This is a genomic window from Parahaliea aestuarii, from assembly GCF_008064635.1.
Classification (GTDB): domain Bacteria; phylum Pseudomonadota; class Gammaproteobacteria; order Pseudomonadales; family Halieaceae; genus Parahaliea; species Parahaliea aestuarii.
This window is the reverse complement of record NZ_VRYZ01000004.1, coordinates 458,698-474,019: the sequence shown is the minus strand read 5'-3', so window position 1 is coordinate 474,019 and position 15,322 is coordinate 458,698. Positions and strand designations below refer to the sequence as shown.

Here is a 15,322-nt window from a genome sequence, read left to right as displayed (position 1 = left end):
TTTCCTCTCGGGTGAATCATTGATTCTCTTGCCGCTGTGAATCCGTGTGCTTCTTGAATGCCCGCTCGGTAGCGGAAGTCACGACCTCTACAAAGCCTTCGCGATGCTTTCCTGCCCAGTCAAAGGATTTCAGGCGATTTGCATTGTCCCCGTTAATCTCAGGAAGCACGTAGCGTGCGAGCATTTCCATAGAGCGCGTCTTGTCGGAAGTTTCGGCCCAGTTCTTGTCGAGGACAAGAAGACAGCCAAAGCCCGGAACCTTTTCCTCCAGGCGGCGGATTTGCGCCACGGCATCGTCCGGGGTGCCGACGACAACTTCATTGGACTCAATCAGGTCTTCAATCGTCCGGTGCGCAGGCGAGTCCTTTAGATGATCAGACTGGTTCTTGATGTAAAGACGATATCGCTCGTAACCTTCTCTAACCTGTTCAATGGCCTTTTCGCGCGTTTCCGCGATGTGGATATCAGTCGCACAGCGGATTGAAGAGGGGTTCATAGTACGACCCTCCCTGGCCGCGGCCTCACACGCTATCTTCCAGTTGGTAGACAAGGCATCGAACCCGCCGTAAACGGTCGAAGCCAGGCATAACATCCCCGCGTTGTACTTGGCGGCCAGCGTTCCACCGTTCGGTGAAAAGGTACTGGCAACACAAAGCTCTAAGCTTCGTTGTAGTGGCATCACCTGGCAATGAGCATCTACGAGGTCGTACCAGCCGGTGTACTGCTCAGTCACCCATTCCCCATTTAGCAGGCGATTGATTACCGCAAGGCCGGCGTCCAGTTTGTCCCTGGCTTCGCGGACATCCTGACGCTGCATATGGGCGTCGCTGGCCAGGAGGCCCGGGCCAGCACCTACAATAAGCCGTCCGAAGGTTAGATGATCGAGTTGGGCCAGGCGGTTCGCTGTCATCAGCGGGTTGTGGTAGGGCAGGGATACGACCCCCGTGCCGAGACGAATACGTTTTGTACGTTGTGCCGCAGCTGCGATCATTAATTCCGGAGACGGAGAAATTTCGTACCCGCCGGAATGATGTTCCCCGTACCAGAATTCCTCAAATCCCAGGCTGTCTGCGACTTCAGCCAGTTCCAGGTCGCGCTCCATCGCCAGTGTCGGGCTCTCATCCAGTGGGTGAAACGGCGCCAGAAACATGCCAAGTCTGAGTTTGCTTTCTCTCACGTTGAGAATTCCCTTGATTGAATACGTTGTTATCCAGAGGCGGCCTGGCAGGTGGCTTCAGCTATCGCCCTGGCCTATTGTGTAGCGGCCGTGCGCTCCGAGATTGCCAAAAAGGTCATTGGTGATATGCCGCTCTGCAAAGCGCCATTGACCAGATACTTTCTCGAGAATATCCCGGTAGTCTCCGGTGATGATCGGCTGTAGCGGGAGGGCATCTGTTTGCTGGAATACAATCACGGTGCTACTGGCTTCGACCTTGGCCGGGGTAACCTCCTCCAGGATCAGATTCACGATAGCGTGCCGGGTTCTGGGAATGCCATCATAGAGACGCAGGAAATCTCCGAAGCGCTTCGTCATCTCTGCGGGATCAGATATCACCGGTGACATGCCGCCCTCGAAGTACACGGTTGCATTGGCAAAAAGGTGTCCCAGACCAACAAGGTCTCCGGAATCCAGCCGCTTTGGATAGAGATGAACGAGGTTCTGAATAGCGATGTAATCTGCAGTTTCAAGCACGGTAGTCAGACCCTTTATCTTTTATGCTTTAGTCGTGTCTGCTGATGTTAGGGCGGAGGAGAGGGGGGGCGTTCATACAAACGGATGAATAATCCGGCCTCAGAACGGGCCGGATCACCCGGGGTGTCTGAGAATACCCCCTTCAACCCTGAGGGCTGCGCCATTGGTCGCTGAGGCCTGCTCGGAACAGGCATAGGTGATCATATTGGCAACTTCTTCATTGCTGGCTAGCCGGTTTAGCAGCGATGTTGGCCGGATGCGTTGAAGCAGATGAACTTCTGCTTCAGCAGCGGGGATGTCATTGTCTATAGCGTATTGCGCGAGAAATTCATCTGAACCGCTGGAAGCGGTAGGCCCCGGTAGTACGCTGTTGACAGTAACACCCGTTCCCCGGGTAAGTTCAGCCAGGCCTCTCGCCAAAGCGATTTCGGCTGCTTTGGCCACGCCGTAGTGGATCATGTCGGCTGGTATATTGAAGCCGGCTTCAGATGCGACAAGAACAACTCTCCCCCAGTTTTTGTCAAACATCCCCGGCATGTAGTGCCTGGCGAGATTGACTGCGGGAAGAACATTGGCCTTGTAATGCTCCAGCCAGTGTTCATTGGTAGTGTCATAAAAATCTGTCCAGTCAAAAACCGCTGCGTTGCTAACAATAATGTCCAGGTGCGGTACTGTTTGTTTGATGCTCGCTAATCCCGCATCGGTAGTAATGTCCGCCGGCAAGGGAATGAAGCTGCTTTTCCGGGTGGATGCCGCCAGTTGCGCAATGGCTTTTCTGACGCTTTCGCCGCTTCTTCCATTGATATAAACACTGGCTCCCGCAGATGCCAGATTCTTTGCTACCGCAAAGCCTATACCTCGTGTTGACCCGGTGACCAGGGCCGCCTTGTTGTCCAGACTTATCTTCACAGTGATATCCCAACCAGTCCGTAGTCGGCCAGTCTGATCACTTTGATACTTTGTTGTTCATCCCTGGAGATGAGAAAGACATAAACTTAACGAATATTGGCTTTATTGCTGGAGAGTCTTCGTACGGTCCGGTTTGATACTTGCCGGTTCCCTGTGGCGCTCGTGCCGCTGGGGTTGGCCTCCGTTTTCTGGTGCCAGTTCAGGATGTTGAGAATAGAGCTTTACATGTGTATATACACATTGCTAGAGTGCCACCCATGGACAACACCAAACTCCAGGATGTTTACGACAACTGCGCCTGCTATCGGGCGCGTGCGCTGGCGCGCAGGTTGACCCGGGACTACGACGAGGCACTCAAGCCGCTCGGCCTGAAAATCACCCAGTTCACTGTTCTGGCGGTAATCCAGGGCTTTCAGCCACACTCGATCAGCCAGATGGCAGAGCGGCTTGCCATGGAGCGCACTTCGCTGGTGAGGACGCTGGACCTGATGGCGCGCAACGGCTGGATCACGGTTGGGCCAGAGGGTTTTCGCCGGGAGCGCAGCATGCAGCTTACGGCGGAGGGCGTGGCCCTGCTGGAGCGCGCGCTGCCCATCTGGAAAGCTGCGCAGCAGCGCTTTGAGGCCCGCGTTGATGCCACGCGCTGGCAGCAGTTCAAAGACTGGTTTCTGGAAGCGGCTTTTGGCTAGCCGCTTTTTTTTTGATCATTAATGTGTATATACACTTGTCGGGAGAATACTATGTCAGCGAGCCAATTCTTCGGCGCCGTCATCCGGTGGCGGTGGCCCATTCTGATCCTGTCCCTGCTCTGTTTTCTGGCCATCGCCAGCCAGGCGCCCAAGCTGAGCAAAAATACCCGCTCAGACGCCTTCATTGACCCGCAGGATCCCGCGTTGCTGGATCGCGACCGGGTGGAGGCCCTGTTCAATATCAATGACCCGATCGTCGTGGCGGTGGTTAACGAAGCGCCCGGCGGCATCTTCAATCCGCAATCGCTGGCGCTGGTGGACTGGATTACCCGCCGCCTGCAGCAGGTGGACAACATCGACCCGGATCAGGTCACCTCTCTTGCCACGGAAGCGAACATTGTCGGTACCGAGTACGGCATGGAGGTGGAGGACTTCTTTGCAACAGCGCCCTCCACAGCGGCACGCAGCGAGTGGATGCGAAACGCCATTGATAACTTCCCGCTGTACCAGGGCAACCTCGTCGGCCGTGAAGGCAAAACAACGCTGGTTGTAGCGGAACTGCTGGACGAGGACAGGGCGGCCGATACCTACGAAGCCGTGGTTGACGCACTGCAGGACGCCCCCCTCGGTGCCGGCGATTCACTGCATGTTGCCGGTGAAGGCGCGGTGGCTGGCTATTTACAGTCCTACATCGATAACGATGCCAAACGCCTGAATCCACTGGCGGCGGTGATCATCACCGTGGTGCTGTTTGTGGCCTTGCGCACCCTGCGCGGCATGTTGATTCCCAACCTGATTGTCATCCTCACCGCGGGGAGCACGATTGGCGCAATGGCGGCCTTCGGCGTGAATTTCTACACCATCACCAACGGCCTGATCGTTTGCATGATTGGCATTGCGGTCGCTGATTCCGTGCATATTTTCAGTCAGTACTACGAGGAAATCGCCCTAGATCCGGGGGCCCCGGCCCAGGTGGTTACCCTCCGCGCGATGGTCAAAATGTGGCAGCCGGTCACGCTGACGACCTTTACCACCATCGCCGGCTTCAGCGCGCTGTCAGCTACCACGACCATGCCGCCGGTCTTTTACTTCGGTCTGTTTGGCGCACTGGCCGTGTTCCTGGCCTGGCTCTACTCGATGACGACCTTGCCGGCATTACTGAGCCTGCTGAAACCCAAAGCCAGCCGCGCCTTCAGTCACCAGAGCGGTAAAGCAGCATCGTTGAGCGTCAGTAGTCGTTTGCTGGCAAGGTTGGGCGACTGGGTATTGCGTCGGCCCTACACGGTAGCCGCACTCGGGCTTGTGCTGGCCGGCGTTGCGGGGTGGGGCGCCTTTCTGGTCGAGGCCAACGAGGAGCGCATTGCCAACTTCAAATCCTCAGAGCCCATCTATCACGCTGACAAGACCATCAATGCCCTGACCGACGGCACCTATCACCTGGACATTATGGTTGAGTCCCCCGACCCGGAAGGCCTGTACCAGCCGCAGGCGCTACGGAAGATTGAGCAGACCCAGCGCTATCTGGAGGGCCTGCCCCATGTCGGCGGCACGGTGTCGATCGTCGATTACATCAAGCAGATGCACAAAGCGGTCAATGAGGATCAGGCGGCCTACTACACCATTCCCGATGACCCGCAACTGGTTGCCCAACTCTTCCTGCTGTACTCGGCATCTGGTGACCCGACCGAGTTCGAGGATGAAATCGACAGTGAACGCCGCTTTGCGCTGATACGCGCCAGTGTCGACGAGAACAAGTACAGTAACAACAAGGTGCTTGTTCCGCTGGTTCAGCAATGGCTCGACGAAAGCTATGCCGGCACTGACCTGAAGGCAACGGTGACTGGCGATATCAACGTCAGCTACCACTGGATCAACCCCATCGTGAATACCAACCTGATGAGCGTGCTGGTCTGCATTGCCGCGGTAATCGTGATGAGTGCCCTGCTGTTCCGCTCGGGTATTGCCGGTGCCATCGTGGTGGTGCCGGTGGCGCTCTCCATCCTGCTGGTTTATGCCGTGATGGGCTTTGCCGGGGTATGGCTGGGAGTGGGCACCTCCATGTTTGCCTCGATCGCCATCGGCCTCGGGGTCGACTTCGCTGTGCACACTACTCACAGCATTCGTACCCTGCTGGCGGAACGCAGCGGCAGCTGGGAGGAGCGGCTGCGGCCACTGTTTCCCACAACCGGCCGCGCCCAGTTGTTCAACTTCCTCGCTATTTCCCTGGGCTTTAGCGTACTCATCACCTCGGATGTGCCGCCGCTGATCAAGTTCGGCAGCCTGGTAGCCGTGGCGGTGGCCAGCGCGTTTTTCTCCGCACTACTGCTGTTGCCGGCCCTCGCATTGCTTATCAAACCCCGCTTTCTCTCAGGAGGTGTCGAATGAAACCTGTGTACTTACTGTTCCTGGCTCTACTTCCGATAGCCGCCAGCGCGGCGGACGACGCGGGCCATGACATCATGCAAAAGGTCAACGCCCGCCCCGACGGCGAGCAGGTCCGCCGCGATTTCACGATATCCACCACTGACCGGCGCGGGGTAACGCGGGTTGAGAAAACCATCGCCTACCGCAAGTACTTCGGCGCCGACAAGCGCACGGTGATGTTCTACACCGAGCCGACCAATGTCCGTGGAACCGGCTTTCTCACCTTCGACTACAGCGCACCCACGGCAGATGATGACCAATGGCTATACCTGCCAGCACTGCGAAAAATCAGGCGCATCTCGTCTTCGAACCGCGGTGACAGTTTCCTCGGCACCGACCTGAGCTACGAGGAAATCAAGAAGGAAAACAAGGTGGAGATTTCCGATTACCGCTTCACCTTGCTGGAAGAAACGACCTGCCTTGAGCGGCCCGGATTGCTGGTGGAGGCGATACCGGTCAGCGACCGGATTGCCGAGGAACTGGGCTATAGCAAAGTGCACTACTGTATCGACCCCGCCATCTGGATGGCGCGGCATGTCGAATTCTGGGATATCGCAGGCAATCACCTGAAAACCATCAGCATTGACGAGGTACAGGAGATTGACGGCGTCTGGACCAGTGTCGATTTGCAGGTGGTCAATCACAAAACACAGCATCGGACCCGTCTGCAGCAGGACAATATCGACTACAGCGTGGAAATTGACGACCAGGTCTTCACCCAGCCCTATCTGCGCAGGGGTTTGCGGTGAAGTGGAACCGTCCCGGTGCGCGGCTCGTCATCCGTCTGCTGGGGCTGGGCACGGCACTGCTTTGCAGCGCGCCCCAGGGTATGGAAGCGCGTTTTACCTACACCGGCGAAGCAAATCTGGCGCAGGAAAGTGCCGCCGATGGCGGTAGCCATCTGGTGAAGTTTTCCAACCGCCTGGATGGTGAGTTCGCCGCCGAGGCGGGAGCCGGGTGGAAATGGTTTGCCCGGGCAGCGGTGTCGTCGGAAACCCGTGACCTGATTGAACCCGGCGAGCCCGATGACAGTGCCGTTCGCAGCAAACTGTCGCGCCGCCTGTTCTTTAATGACTACTCGGAGTTCGAACTGCGTGAGCTCTTTGTCGACGGCTATCTCAACGATGTGTTCGTCAGGGCCGGCAAGCAACAGGTGGTCTGGGGGCAGGCCGACGGCTTCCGCGTGCTGGACGTCGTCAATCCGATGAACCTGCGCGAATTTATTCTGGAGGACAGTGAAGACCGCCGCATCCCCACATGGATGCTCAACCTGGAAGTCCCGGTCGGCCAGTGGATGGCGCAGTTCCTGTGGATTCCCGACACTACCTACGACCAGGTGCCATCTCTGCAGGACAAGGCCCGCTTTGCGCCGACGTCGCCGCTGTTCGTTCCCTATCCCGCCGCACCTGGTCCGGTCCGCGTATCCCCGGCGGACAAGCCCCGCCAGTTTTTCGGCGACAGTGATGCCGGCGCGCGTATCAACGGCTTTATCGGGGGCTGGGACCTGAGCCTGAACTACTTCTACCACTACCTGGACCGGCCGGCCCCTTACCAGACTCCCAGCGGTGAGGTATTTGTGATAGCGCCGGCCTACGAGCGCTCGCACCTGCTCGGCGGCACGTTATCCACCGTCTACGGTGACCTGACCCTGCGCGGGGAGCTGGCCGCCCACAGCGAACGCTACTTCATCACCCGGAATGCCACCACTGACAATCAGGGCATTCTGTCATCAGCCGCCGTAGAGAGTGTGCTGGGGCTGGACTATAACGGTTTCAGTGACACCTTCATCAGCGCCCAGGTATTCGTCTCGCGCATTCTTGATCACGACCCGGGCATGACCGTCAGCGCAACACAGTCTACAACGTCGCTGCTGGTCGAACGTGTATATCTCAACCAGACGGTGACGCTCGGCGGCCAGTGGTTCCAGTCCCTCAACGACAGCGATGGCCTGCTGCGTCTGTCCGTCGATTACCGCTGGCGCAGCCATATTATTTTCAGCGCCGGACTGGACGCATTTTATAGTGATGACCTGGGCCTATTCGGTCAGTTCGACGGCCGGGATGGTATCAGCTTTGGTGTAAGTATAGATCTCTGACCGCCTAGGACCCTTTGCTGAGCAACGCCCGCGCACAACGGGAAACCGGCTCCCGCCCGAGCACGCGGGAGATGCGCTCGCCAGCGGCAACCAGTGCGGCAAGGTCGATGCCGCTTTCGATCCCCAACCCATCCAGCAGGTAAACCACATCCTCTGTCGCCACATTGCCGCTGGCTCCTTTGGCGTAGGGGCAGCCGCCGAGGCCGGCGACGGAGGCGTCGATGGTGGCGATGCCGTGCTGCAGCGCTACCAGGATATTCGCCAGGGCCTGGCCGTAGGTGTCGTGGAAGTGTACAGCGAGCCGGTTTACCGGCAGGGTGGAGAGCAGGTGCTCCAGCAGGCGCGCGGTGCTGCCGGCGCTGCCGCTGCCGATGGTGTCGCCGAGAGAGACTTCGTAGCAGCCCATATCCAGCAGGGCGGTGCTGACCTCGCGCACCTTGTCGGGGGCGATCTCTCCTTCGTAGGGGCAGCCCAGTACGCAGGAGACGTAGCCTCGCACCGGGATGTTCTCCCGGGCCGCTGCCTGCATCACAGGGGTGAAGCGCTCGAGGCTCTCCGCCACTGAGCAGTTGATGTTCTTCTGCGAGAAGCTTTCCGAGGCGGCACCGAAGACGGCGACTTCATCGGCCCCTGCTGCCAGGGCGCGTTCAAAGCCCTGCAGGTTCGGGGTCAGGGCGGTGTAGCGCACGCCGGGTGCGCGGCTCAGGCCGGCGAAAACCGCTTCGCTGTCCGCCATCTGCGGAATCCACTTGGGATTGACGAAGCTGCCCGCCTCGATCACCCGGTGGCCGGCGCCGGCCAGGTCGTGAATCAGTCGCAGCTTGTCCGGCAGGGCGATGGTGGCGGCTTCGTTCTGCAGGCCGTCGCGGGGGCCGACCTCCACCAGGGTCACTTTGTCTGGCAGATTCACGGGCTGTCCTCCGGCTCAAAATTCACCAGTTCGGCACCGCCGTCCACCAGCTCCCCGGGCTGGAAGTAGAAACCCTCTACAGTACCAGCGGCGGGCGCACGGATAGTGTGCTCCATCTTCATCGCTTCCATCACCAGCAGGGCCTGGCCGGCTTCGACGCGGCTGCCGGCCTTGACCAGAAGGTTGACTACGGTACCGTTCATCGGCGCGGTGAGGCCGCCGCCGGCGCTGCTGCTGTCGGTTTCTCCGGTATCGGGAAGGATTTCGTTGAAACTGATGGCGCCGCTGGCGAGGTACAGCACAAACCCGTCGTCGGTGGCCGCGAGGGTGGCGCGTTGGCGGTGGCCTTCCACCTCGAAGCTGAGTGCATCACCTTCCAAATGGCCTTTTATCAACGTATCCCGGCCGTTGGCACTGATGCGCCAGGCCCCGCCCAGCCAATCGCTACTGACGCTGAATTCGCGGCCGTGGCAGGCGATGCTGAGGTGCTGGGTATGGGCCTCATTCAGCCGCCAGGCGTTGTGGGAAGCCCAGGGCGTCCACGGGTCAAGGCAGGAGCGGGGGCGCCCCTGCTGCTGGCGATACAGCAGCAGGGCCAGGGCCGCCAGCGGCAGTTCGCTCTCTACATCCTGCTCCCGCTCGTGGAAGATCAGCTCCCGGTGGCGCTCGATGAAGCCGGTATCGAGTTCCGCCGCGCGGAAGGGCTGGCTGGTGGCGAGGTTGTAGAGGAAATCCACGTTGGTCACGGTGCCGCCTATGCGGTATTCCGCAAGTGCGCCCGCCAGCCGTTGCAGGGCTCGCTCCCGGGATTCGTCCCAGACAATGAGTTTGGCGATCATGGGGTCGTAGTAGACGCTGATCTCATCGCCCTGGCGCACACCGGTGTCCACCCGCACAAAGGCCGACTCTTCCGGTGGTTGCAGGAAGGCCAGGGTACCGGTGGCCGGGAGGAAGTCGTTGGCGGCGTCTTCGGCGTAGATGCGGGCTTCGAAGGCGTGACCTTTGAGCGGAATGTCCTGTTGGGCCAGGGGCAGCTGTTCACCGCTGGCGACTCGCAACTGCCACTCCACCAGATCCTGGCCGGTGATCATTTCGGTAACCGGATGTTCCACCTGCAGGCGGGTATTCATTTCCATGAAGTAGAAGCTGCCGTCCTCGTCCAGCAAAAATTCCACTGTGCCCGCACCGGAATAATTGATGGCCCTGGCTGCCTGCACCGCGGTATCACCCATCTGCTGGCGCAGGCCGGTTGTCATGCCGGGGGCGGGAGCCTCCTCGATGACTTTCTGGTGGCGGCGCTGCACCGAGCAGTCGCGCTCTGCGAGATAAACGCCATTGCCGTGGTTGTCGCAGAACACCTGCACCTCCACGTGGCGCGGCCTGGTCAGGTATTTTTCCACCAGCATGCGATCATCGCCGAAGGCGGCAGCGGATTCCCGCTGTGCCGCGGCCAGCGCCTCGTCAAACTCTTTCGCGCTCCACACCTGGCGCATGCCCTTGCCGCCGCCGCCGGCGGTGGCTTTCAGCAGGACGGGGTACTCCATGTCGTCGGCGGCCTTTTTCAGGACGTCCGGACTTTGGTCATCGCCGTGGTAGCCGGGCACCAGCGGTACGCCGGCCTGCTCCATGATCTGCTTGGCGGCAGACTTGGAGCCCATGGCGTCAATGGCGCTTGCTGGCGGGCCGACAAAAACAATCCCCGCGGCCTGGCAGGCGCGGGCAAAGTCGGCGTTCTCCGACAGGAAGCCGTAGCCCGGGTGGATGGCGTCCGCGCCGGTTTCGATGGCCGCCTGAATCACCTGTTCCGCGCGCAGGTAGGACTCCCGCGCCGGCGCCGGGCCGATGTGCATCGCCTCGTCAGCCAGTTCCACGTGGAGGGCATTGCGATCCGCGTCGGAGTACACAGCGACGGTCGCGATACCCAGGCGGCGGGCGGTCTTGATCACGCGGCAGGCGATTTCGCCGCGGTTGGCAATCAGTAGCTTTGTGAACATGGTTCTATGCTTCCTCACCTGTGAGCCAGTCGGGGCGCCGTTTGTCGAGAAAGGCACCGAGCCCTTCCTGGCCTTCCTTTGATACCCGGATATGGGCGATACGCGCGCAGGTATCCTCGATCAGGTCGCCGTCGATCTCCTTGCCGGCAACGCTGTTGATTAGATCCTTGGCCGCGCGCACCGCCTGCGGCCCGTTGCCGAGTATGCTCTCGACCAGTGACGCAACGGCGCCGTCGAGTTCCGCTTCGGGCACCACCTCATTGAGCAGCCCTGCCTGCAGCGCCGCTGCGGCGCCGAAGCGCTCGCCGGTCACGAAGTAGCGCCGCGCTGCCCGCTCGCCGATGGCGCGGATGACGTAGGGGCTGATGGTGGCGGGCACCAGGCCGATCTTTACTTCGGACAGGGAGAAACTGGCCCGCTCGCTGCCCACCGCCATATCGCAGCAACTGACCAGTCCCACGGCACCGCCGAAAGCGGCGCCCTGTACCCGGGCAATGGTGGGCTGGGGCAGGTCGAACAGGGCCTTGAGCATGCCGGCCAGGGCCTCGGCGTCTTTCATGTTGTGGCCGTAGTCGTAGCCGGCCATGCGCTTCATCCAGGCCAGGTCGGCGCCGGCGGAAAAGTTCTTGCCCTCGGAGGCGAGCACCACAACGCGCACGTCGTCGCGTTCGGCGAGGTTGTCGAAAGCCTCGCGCAGTTCGGCGATGATGGTGTCGTCGAAGGCGTTGTGCTTGTCGGGGCGATTGAGGGTGACGGTGGCGACGCCCTCGTTGTTGGCTGTTGTAGAGACTGTCTGTTTATCCATTTTCAACCTACCGGGTAAGCTCTGAATGACCTGCGGAGTTGGCATCCGCAGTCCGCGAGGGTCCTCCGCGACACGCTACGAGCACATCCATGTGCGCTCGACAGCGGCCGTCCATGGCCGCTGACGGTCGCTGCGGACCCTCCCGGCCAGCGGATGCCATCATGCTTCGGCACTTCGCTCGCAGCTTTCTGGACCCTGCACTGCCTGCGCGACAACTCTATGGCATCACAGTTGCCAATGACTGATTGAAAGGAACTGCCAAATATCGCGTTGGCACTGAGCGGCGCCGGGGAGCTGGAGGGCCTTTGGCGGACCGTCAATGGCCATGGATGGCCATTGCCGAGCTCACATGGACGTGCTTGTAGCGTGTCCGACAAAGGCCCTCCAGCTTCGCGGTGCCTGACCGGCACAGTCCATGCCCAACTGAAGTCCACAACCATCACATCCTGAACACGCCAAACTTCGATTCCGGCACCGGCGCATTCAGCGATGCGGAGATCGCCAGCCCCAGTACCATGCGCGTATCCGCCGGGTCGATCACCCCGTCGTCCCACAACCGCGCCGACGCGTAGTAGGGGTGCCCCTGGCGCTCGTACTGCTCCAGCACCGGCTTCTTCAGGGCCGCGATCTCTTCCGCGCTCATCTCCACACCCTCCCGCGCCAGTTGGTCCTGCTTCACCGTGGCCAGCACACCGGCCGCCTGTTCTCCGCCCATCACGGAAATACGCGCGTTGGGCCACATAAACAGGAAGCGCGGGTCGTAGGCGCGGCCGCACATGGCGTAGTTGCCCGCGCCGAAGGAACCGCCAATGATTACCGTAAACTTGGGTACGTCGGCGCAGGCCACGGCGTGGACCATCTTGGCGCCGTGGCGGGCGATACCGCCGGCCTCGTACTGCTTGCCGACCATGAAGCCGGTGATGTTCTGCAGGAACACCAGCGGGGTTTTGCGCTGGGCGCACAGTTCGACGAAGTGCGCGCCCTTGACCGCGGATTCACCGAACAAAATGCCGTTGTTCGCGACGATGCCCACCGGGTAGCCGTGAATGCGGGCGAAGCCGCAGACCAGCGTCTCGCCGTAGAGGGCCTTGAACTCGTCAAACTCGGATCCATCCACCACGCGGGCGATGACTTCGCGCACATCGAAGGGCTGTTTGCTGTCGGCGGGGATGACACCGTAGATATCTTCGACCGGGTAGGCCGGCTCGACCGGCTCGCGAATATCCATGCTCACCGGCTTGACCCGGTTGAGGCGGCCGACCGCATTGCGCATCAACTGCAGGGCGTGGTGGTCGTTGTTGGCGTAGTGGTCGGTGACGCCGGAGGTGCGGCAGTGGACGTCGGCGCCACCCAGCTCTTCGGCTGACACCACTTCCCCGGTGGCGGCTTTCACCAGCGGCGGCCCGCCGAGGAAGATGGTGCCCTGGTTTTTGACGATGATGCTCTCGTCCGCCATCGCCGGCACGTAGGCACCGCCGGCAGTGCAGGAGCCGAGCACGGCGGCGATCTGCGGAATGCCCATGGCGGACATGCGCGCCTGGTTGTAGAAGGCGTGTCCGAAGTGTTCGCGGTCGGGGAAGACTTCGTCCTGCAGGGGCAGGAAGGCCCCGCCGGAGTCCACCAGGTAGAGGCAGGGCAGGTGATTCTCCTGGGCGATGGTCTGGGCGCGGCCCTGCTTCTTCACGGTGAGCGGGTAGTAGGTGCCGCCCTTCACCGTGGCGTCGTTGACGAAGATCATGCACTCCTGCCCGGCCACCCGGCCGATACCGGTGATGATACCGGCGCCGGGCACGGGGCTGTCGTAGACCTCCCATGCGGCCAGTTGGCTCAGCTCCAGGAAGGGCGCGCCGGGGTCGAGGAGGGCGTTGAGGCGCTCCCGTGGCAGTAGTTTGCCGCGGCTGGTATGGCGCTCGCGGGCCTTGGCGCCGCCGCCCTGGTGAACCTCGGCGACTTTCGCCCTGAGGTCATCCACCTGGGCCTGCATGTGCTCGCGGTTGTTGAGGAAGGCCTCGTCGCGGGGGTTGATGCGGGTTTTCAGCACGGTCATGGTCGGGTCCCTGGCTATGTCGACAAGCGGGCGCGGGTGCGCTTAGCGGGTTTCGTTGAACAGTTCTCGGCCGATCAGCATACGGCGGATCTCCGAGGTGCCGGCGCCGATCTCATAGAGCTTGGCGTCGCGCAGCAGGCGGCCGGTATTGGCCTCGTTGGTATAGCCAAAACCGCCCAGGGTCTGGATGGCCTGCAGAGCCATCTGGGTGGCTTTTTCCGCGGTGTAGAGAATGACCGCGGCGCAGTCCTTGCGGCTCTCTTCGCCCCGGTCACAGGCGCCCGCGACCGCGTAGAGATAGGCGCGGCTGGCGCTGAGGTCGGCGTACATATCCGCCAGTTTGCCCTGCATCAGCTGGAATTCGCCGATGCTCTGGCCAAACTGCTTGCGGTCGTGCAGGTAGGGCACCACCTCATCCAGGCAGGCCTGCATGATGCCCACCGGTCCGCCGGACAGCACGGTGCGCTCGTAGTCCAGGCCGGACATCAGGACTTTCACGCCCTCGCCCTCGCCGCGCAGGATGTTTTCCGCCGGTACCGGGGTGTCTTCGAATACCAGCTCACAGGTGTTGGAGCCGCGCATGCCGAGTTTGTCGAGCTTGGGGGAGCGGGAGAAACCGGGGAAGTCGCGCTCCACCAGGAAGGCGGTGATACCTTTGGAGCCGGCCTCCGGATTGGTCTTGGCGTAGATGACGTAGACATCGGCGTCGGGCCCGTTGGTAATCCACATTTTGGCGCCGTTCAGGTAGTAGGTGTCGCCCTCTTTGCGGGCGCTCAGCTTCATGCTCACCACATCGGAGCCGGCGTTGGGTTCGCTCATGGCAAGCGCACCGACGTGCTCGCCGCTGCACAGTTTTGGCAGGTATTTGGCTTTCTGTGCCGCGTTGCCGTTCTTGCGAATCTGGTTCAGGCAGAGATTGGACATGGCGCCGTAGGACAGGCCCACCGAGGCCGAGGCGCGACTGATCTCTTCCATCACGATGGCGTGGGCCAGGTAACCCAGGTTGGAACCGCCGTACTCCTCTTCCACGGTAATGCCCAGCAGGCCCATGTCGCCGAATTTGCGCCACAGGTCGTTGGGGAATTCGTTGTCGCGGTCGATCTGCGCGGCGCGCGGGGCGATTTCCTTCTGGCACATCTGGTAGACCGCGTCGCGCAGCATGTCCAGTTCTTCGCCGAGGCCAAAGTTCAGGGTGGGGTATCCGGTATTCATGGGCGTGTCCTGATGCAGTGATCGGTGGGCGGGGCGCTCAACGCCGCTGCCTGTTTCTGGTGGTGGGTGATGCGGGTTTGTCCTGCAGCGCCTGCTCGCAGAGGCTCTGCACTTCGTCGAGCCCGGCCAGCATGTCGTCGATATCTTTCTTCTGCTGTAACAGGCGCTCGCGCTTCTCCCTCACCGTACTGATAAGGGAGTGTAGCTGTTCCTCGTTGTTGTGCTCCGGGTCGTAGAGGTCGATGACCTCCACGCTTTCCTGCAGGCTCATACCGATGCGTTTGCCGCGCAGAATCAGCTTGATGCGCACCCGGTCGGCGGCGGAGTAGAGGCGCTTCTGGCCCTCGCGGCGGGGGTGAACCAGGCCCTTTTCCTCGTAAAAGCGAATGGTGCGGGTGGTGACACCGAATTCGCTGGCGAGGTCGGAAATACTGTAGGTTCTGTCCGGCATGGGGCGGCCTGCTGGCAATGATTCTGGAAACTATAGCCTCGAATTACGTTGACGTAAACGTAAACTTGAGATTTTTTGACACCGGGAGAGGGC

General features: G+C 61.0%; 13 protein-coding genes. 4 read left to right on the top strand and 9 right to left on the bottom strand.

All coding sequences use genetic code 11. The features are described 5' to 3' along the window. Window positions 1-16 precede the first annotated feature (16 nt). The 3 genes from FVW59_RS11600 to FVW59_RS11590 all read right to left on the bottom strand — a co-directional run bounded on the left by FVW59_RS11600 (window position 17) and on the right by FVW59_RS11590 (window position 2,602). Window positions 17-1,177: an LLM class flavin-dependent oxidoreductase gene (locus FVW59_RS11600; RefSeq protein ID WP_148064484.1), complete on the bottom strand. Its 1,161-nt coding sequence runs from the start codon at window positions 1,175-1,177 to the stop codon at window positions 17-19. A gap of 57 nt (window positions 1,178-1,234) precedes the next feature. After that, window positions 1,235-1,693: a nuclear transport factor 2 family protein gene (locus FVW59_RS11595; protein WP_222711483.1), complete on the bottom strand. Its 459-nt coding sequence runs from the start codon at window positions 1,691-1,693 to the stop codon at window positions 1,235-1,237. 114 nt (window positions 1,694-1,807) lie between these two features. Next, a complete protein-coding gene (locus FVW59_RS11590; protein ID WP_148064482.1) occupies window positions 1,808-2,602 on the bottom strand; it encodes an SDR family NAD(P)-dependent oxidoreductase in 795 nt (264 codons plus the stop codon). A gap of 257 nt (window positions 2,603-2,859) precedes the next feature. Here FVW59_RS11590 and FVW59_RS11585 point away from each other — a divergent pair, with 257 nt between their 5' ends. Genes FVW59_RS11585 through FVW59_RS11575 form a run of 4 tightly spaced genes read left to right on the top strand, consistent with a single transcriptional unit; the run spans window position 2,860 to window position 7,810 of the window. Further along, window positions 2,860-3,291 (top strand): MarR family winged helix-turn-helix transcriptional regulator, encoded by a 432-nt coding sequence (locus FVW59_RS11585; RefSeq protein WP_148064481.1) that lies wholly within the window; start codon window positions 2,860-2,862, stop codon window positions 3,289-3,291. Between the two features lie 51 nt (window positions 3,292-3,342). After that, window positions 3,343-5,676 carry an efflux RND transporter permease subunit gene (locus FVW59_RS11580; RefSeq protein WP_222711482.1) on the top strand — a complete coding sequence of 778 codons (2,334 nt, stop codon included), beginning with the start codon at window positions 3,343-3,345 and terminating at the stop codon, window positions 5,674-5,676. Next, window positions 5,673-6,464, top strand: coding sequence for an outer membrane lipoprotein-sorting protein (locus FVW59_RS19700; RefSeq protein ID WP_222711481.1), 792 nt, complete (start codon window positions 5,673-5,675; stop codon window positions 6,462-6,464). Before FVW59_RS11580 ends, FVW59_RS19700 begins: the two co-directional genes overlap by 4 nt. Then, a complete protein-coding gene (locus tag FVW59_RS11575; protein WP_148064480.1) occupies window positions 6,461-7,810 on the top strand; it encodes a DUF1302 family protein in 1,350 nt (449 codons plus the stop codon). The genes FVW59_RS19700 and FVW59_RS11575 overlap by 4 nt, the downstream gene beginning before the upstream one ends. A gap of 4 nt (window positions 7,811-7,814) precedes the next feature. Here the strand turns inward: FVW59_RS11575 and FVW59_RS11570 are convergent, their stop codons facing one another. From FVW59_RS11570 to FVW59_RS11545, 6 genes are all read right to left on the bottom strand, one after another. Further along, on the bottom strand, window positions 7,815-8,720 hold the full coding sequence (locus FVW59_RS11570; protein ID WP_148064479.1) for a hydroxymethylglutaryl-CoA lyase: 906 nt from the start codon (window positions 8,718-8,720) through the stop codon (window positions 7,815-7,817). Next, window positions 8,717-10,714 carry an acetyl-CoA carboxylase biotin carboxylase subunit gene (locus tag FVW59_RS11565; RefSeq protein ID WP_148064478.1) on the bottom strand — a complete coding sequence of 666 codons (1,998 nt, stop codon included), beginning with the start codon at window positions 10,712-10,714 and terminating at the stop codon, window positions 8,717-8,719. Before FVW59_RS11565 ends, FVW59_RS11570 begins: the two co-directional genes overlap by 4 nt. 4 nt (window positions 10,715-10,718) lie before the next feature. Beyond that, entirely contained in the window at window positions 10,719-11,519 is an 801-nt protein-coding gene (locus FVW59_RS11560) for an enoyl-CoA hydratase/isomerase family protein (RefSeq protein WP_148064477.1), read from the bottom strand. A 439-nt stretch (window positions 11,520-11,958) separates the two neighbouring features. Continuing rightward, window positions 11,959-13,566 (bottom strand): carboxyl transferase domain-containing protein, encoded by a 1,608-nt coding sequence (locus FVW59_RS11555; RefSeq protein WP_148064476.1) that lies wholly within the window; start codon window positions 13,564-13,566, stop codon window positions 11,959-11,961. A gap of 42 nt (window positions 13,567-13,608) precedes the next feature. Next, entirely contained in the window at window positions 13,609-14,778 is a 1,170-nt protein-coding gene (locus FVW59_RS11550) for an isovaleryl-CoA dehydrogenase (protein WP_148064475.1), read from the bottom strand. A 37-nt stretch (window positions 14,779-14,815) separates the two neighbouring features. Further along, entirely contained in the window at window positions 14,816-15,229 is a 414-nt protein-coding gene (locus FVW59_RS11545; RefSeq protein WP_148064474.1) for a MerR family transcriptional regulator, read from the bottom strand. Between the last annotated feature and the right edge of the window lie 93 nt (window positions 15,230-15,322).

Bases quoted from the DNA above. Each gene is read 5' to 3' on its own strand.
- FVW59_RS11560 (WP_148064477.1), bottom strand. From the start codon at position 11,519: ATGGATAAACAGACAGTCTCTACAACAGCCAACAACGAGGGCGTCGCC.
- FVW59_RS11545 (WP_148064474.1), bottom strand. From the start codon at position 15,229: ATGCCGGACAGAACCTACAGTATTTCCGACCTCGCCAGCGAATTCGGT.
- FVW59_RS11550 (WP_148064475.1), bottom strand. From the start codon at position 14,778: ATGAATACCGGATACCCCACCCTGAACTTTGGCCTCGGCGAAGAACTG.
- FVW59_RS11555 (WP_148064476.1), bottom strand. From the start codon at position 13,566: ATGACCGTGCTGAAAACCCGCATCAACCCCCGCGACGAGGCCTTCCTC.
- FVW59_RS11585 (WP_148064481.1), top strand. From the start codon at position 2,860: ATGGACAACACCAAACTCCAGGATGTTTACGACAACTGCGCCTGCTAT.
- FVW59_RS11580 (WP_222711482.1), top strand. From the start codon at position 3,343: ATGTCAGCGAGCCAATTCTTCGGCGCCGTCATCCGGTGGCGGTGGCCC.
- FVW59_RS11565 (WP_148064478.1), bottom strand. From the start codon at position 10,714: ATGTTCACAAAGCTACTGATTGCCAACCGCGGCGAAATCGCCTGCCGC.
- FVW59_RS19700 (WP_222711481.1), top strand. From the start codon at position 5,673: ATGAAACCTGTGTACTTACTGTTCCTGGCTCTACTTCCGATAGCCGCC.